A 3,411-nucleotide genomic window follows, 5' to 3' on the forward strand; every position below is an offset into this window, starting at 1 on the left:
AAGATTTATTGGAAGATCTGGATGAGGCGTTAAAATAAAAAAGGCTGCCAACTGGCAGCCTAATCTTCTTAAGGGGACTTAAGGTGGTGATTCAATCAACTTTTATTCATTCGATTTTTTTAAATTAAATACTTTTTTTGAATTATAAAATACAATTTTAAAATAGTTTTTGATTGAATATGAGTTTATGAGGTAATTAAATCTCAATTGAAATGTTTAAAGGTAGTTTGGTCTTTTAGGCATAAAAAAGATCAAAATAAAAAAGGCGGTAAAAAACGAATCGCCCCCAAAAAGAAAGATTCTTATTGGGGGCAAATTCAAAACTGTCTATTAATTAATTAGACGCCTAATTTTCAGGATACCAATTTCTAAGTCTTACCTCCACTTCTGGAGCTTTTGAGTTGACACTTGATTTAAATTTTTCTACATCAGCTAGTCCATCTCCACCTCTAAAATGGTAAGGATAAACAATTCCTGGTTTGAAATCTGCAACAGCATCCGCAGCTTGGTCCACATCCATTGTATAAGGTAAATTCATACAAACAAAAGCAACATCAATATCACTCAATGAACGCATTTCTGGAATATCTTCGGTATCTCCAGAAAGGTAAATTTTCTTTCCTCCAAGTTCTACGATATATCCATTCCCTCTACCTTTTGGGTGTCTGCTATCGTCGGTTTCCGGTAAATTATACATTGGGATTGCAGAAATTGAAATTCCAGAAATCATCTCTTTTTGCCCATTACTCATTAGTTGGACAGATTTCCCTGACCCTTCTGGAAGTTTTTCAGCGACTGCCTGTGGCGCGATTATAATAGCATTACTTAAATCCAATCCATCAAGAGTTTCTTGGTTATGATGGTCCCCATGAATATCTGTAATCAAGACCATATCAGGTTTTTTTTGACCATTAAATAAAGATGCTCCTCCATATGGATCGACATATATCGTTTTACCTTGATACTCCAGAACAACAGTTCCATGTAGGATTGGTGTTACTTTAATCTCATCTCCTGTAGAAGTAGGAATCAAATCCTGAGCGATAGAGAAGTTTGAGATTAAGAAAAATAGCAGTATTAGTTTTTTCATTTTTTTGAATTTTTATGGTAACAATTAAAATTACAAACTTGTTTCAAGTTTTTAAATTGGATTCTTCCTAATTCTATTGAATAAAATCAATTAAAAGGTAGATGGAACTCTAATATCTTATTTGCAAAGCAGTTAGTTTGGATTCGTTTTGTACTATTTATGAGGTACCCTGATTTTTTGTGAAATAATTACTATATTCTTCTACTTTTCGAATTCTCAACTAAATTACTTTATAGGTGCAGCCAATAGAAATGATTTTAGGTCGACAGTTTGCAGACAGTATGAGCATGCCTGTTTTTTTGGTGGATCCGGAGGGAACGCTTGTATTTTACAATGAACCAGCAGAATCAATTCTCGGCGTTAGGTTTGGGGAAACAGGAAGTATGCCAGTTGAAGAATGGTCAACGATTTTCACTCCTACAGATAAAGAAGGTAAACCACTCCCGCCGGAAGGGCTTCCTTTAGTTCAAACTTTACAAAATAGAAAGCCAGCGCACGGATCCTTTTATATCAAAAACTTAAAAGGAGAAAATCATTTTATTACAGTTACTTCTTTCCCTCTTGAAGGGAGACCAAATAGGTTTTTAGGGGCTTTGGCACTATTCTGGAACTCTAATTTCTCATGATAATAAAAGTCTGGGGCTGTAGGGGATCTTTACCTTCCCCGGGGCCTGAAAATAATATTTATGGGGGGAATACCTCCTGCGTTCAAATAAGTTACAAAAACATTTGTATCATTTTGGATGGAGGTTCCGGTATTCAAAGGCTTGGAAAATATCTCGATTCTGGATTTACTGAAATCCATATTTTACTCACCCATTTACATATTGATCATACCATGGGATTAGGTTTTTTTCAACCCCTCTATGATCCCAATATAACAGTCCATCTTTGGGGACCTTCTGCAACAGTAGAACCTTTATTGAATAGACTTCGAAGATATTTTTCACCTCCATTGTTTCCGGTAAGAATGAATGATCTTCCTAATCATCCCGTAATTCATGAAATAGACAATTCTGACTTTGAAATAGGGGGGCTTAAGATTAAATCAAATTATATCTGTCATCCGGGAGCAACGTTAGGATATAGATTTGATGATGGAGAAGGTGTTTTTACATATATGCCGGATCATGAACCCGCTTTAGGTTCTTCAAATTTTCCATACGACCCTGAATGGACCAGCGGGTTTGAACTTGCAAGAAATGCGGATTTATTATTCCATGATGGAGAATATACAGAAGAAGAATATAAAAGCCGTGTTGGATGGGGGCACAGTTCTATTGATGGAGCAATAGATTTTGCTAGACTTTGTGGGGTAAGAAAGTTGTGTATTTTCCATCATGATCCTTTAAACTCTGATGAAAAACTCGAGGAAATTTTTAATGCAAGCATGAAATCTAAAAACCCTCAATTTGTGGTTGAACTTTGCCGAGAAGGAGCTGTCTACAACTTAGGAGGAAAAGAGTAAGTTCATCCTGCCCATCCTTCTCTATCCAAACTTCTATATTGAATGGCTTCTGCCAGATGTTCAACTTTTATATGTTCCGAACCTGAAATATCTGCAATAGTCCTCGCGACTTTTAAAATCCTGTCATAAGCCCTTGCAGAAAGGCCAAGTCGTTCCATTGCTGTTTTCAACAATACTTTTCCAGCGTCATTGATTTGGCATACTTCTTTTACCTGATGTGAGGGCATCATTGCGTTGCAAAAAACTTCTGGATTATTCTTGAATCTTTCTTTTTGTTTTTCTCTGCCGATAATAACACGTTCCCGAATAGCTTGACTGGATTCACTTTTTCGGGTAGAAGTCATTTCTTCAAATTTCACAGGAGTTACTTCCACATGTAAATCGATTCTATCCAGCAAAGGTCCAGAGACTTTGTTAAGGTACCTTTGGACAATGCCCGGGCCACAAACACATTCTTTTTCAGGATGATTATAAAAACCACAAGGGCAAGGATTCATACTGGCTATTAACATGAAGTTAGCAGGATAGTCCACAGACACTTTTGCTCTGGAAATGGTTACCTTCCTTTCCTCTAAAGGCTGACGCATCACTTCCAAAACTGTCCTTTTAAACTCTGGTAACTCGTCCAAAAATAATACGCCATTGTGTGCTAACGATATTTCTCCTGGCTGAGGATTACCACCTCCGCCCACTAATGCAACATCCGAGATCGTATGATGGGGGCTTCTAAAAGGTCTTTGGGCAAGTAGGCTTCCATTTTTACCAAGTTTACCTGCAACCGAATGAATTTTTGTTGACTCGAGTGCTTCTTGAAGAGTTAGTGGAGGAAGGATAGAAGGAAGTCTTTTTGCCA

At 37.0% G+C, this 3,411-nt stretch carries 4 protein-coding genes; 2 read left to right on the forward strand and 2 right to left on the reverse strand.

The genetic code is table 11. From position 1 onward, the window contains the following. Positions 1 to 346: 346 nt before the first annotated feature. Complete coding sequence (locus Q0L68_RS18235; protein WP_296705689.1) at positions 347 to 1,090, reverse strand: MBL fold metallo-hydrolase; 744 nt, start codon at positions 1,088 to 1,090, stop codon at positions 347 to 349. 236 nt (positions 1,091 to 1,326) lie between these two features. Here Q0L68_RS18235 and Q0L68_RS18240 point away from each other — a divergent pair, with 236 nt between their 5' ends. Together Q0L68_RS18240 and Q0L68_RS18245 are read left to right on the forward strand one after the other, a co-directional pair. Then, the gene (locus tag Q0L68_RS18240) at positions 1,327 to 1,716 is read left to right on the forward strand and encodes a PAS domain-containing protein (protein ID WP_296705690.1); all 390 of its coding nucleotides are present in this window, start codon (positions 1,327 to 1,329) and stop codon (positions 1,714 to 1,716) included. Beyond that, positions 1,713 to 2,558 carry an MBL fold metallo-hydrolase gene (locus Q0L68_RS18245; RefSeq protein WP_296705691.1) on the forward strand — a complete coding sequence of 282 codons (846 nt, stop codon included), beginning with the start codon at positions 1,713 to 1,715 and terminating at the stop codon, positions 2,556 to 2,558. Before Q0L68_RS18240 ends, Q0L68_RS18245 begins: the two co-directional genes overlap by 4 nt. A gap of 2 nt (positions 2,559 to 2,560) precedes the next feature. Here the strand turns inward: Q0L68_RS18245 and Q0L68_RS18250 are convergent. After that, the coding region (locus Q0L68_RS18250; RefSeq protein ID WP_296705692.1) for a YifB family Mg chelatase-like AAA ATPase at positions 2,561 to 3,411 on the reverse strand (851 nt) is incomplete at its 5' end.

This window comes from Algoriphagus sp. (assembly GCF_024642405.1).
In the GTDB taxonomy this organism is placed as follows: Bacteria; Bacteroidota; Bacteroidia; order Cytophagales; family Cyclobacteriaceae; genus Algoriphagus.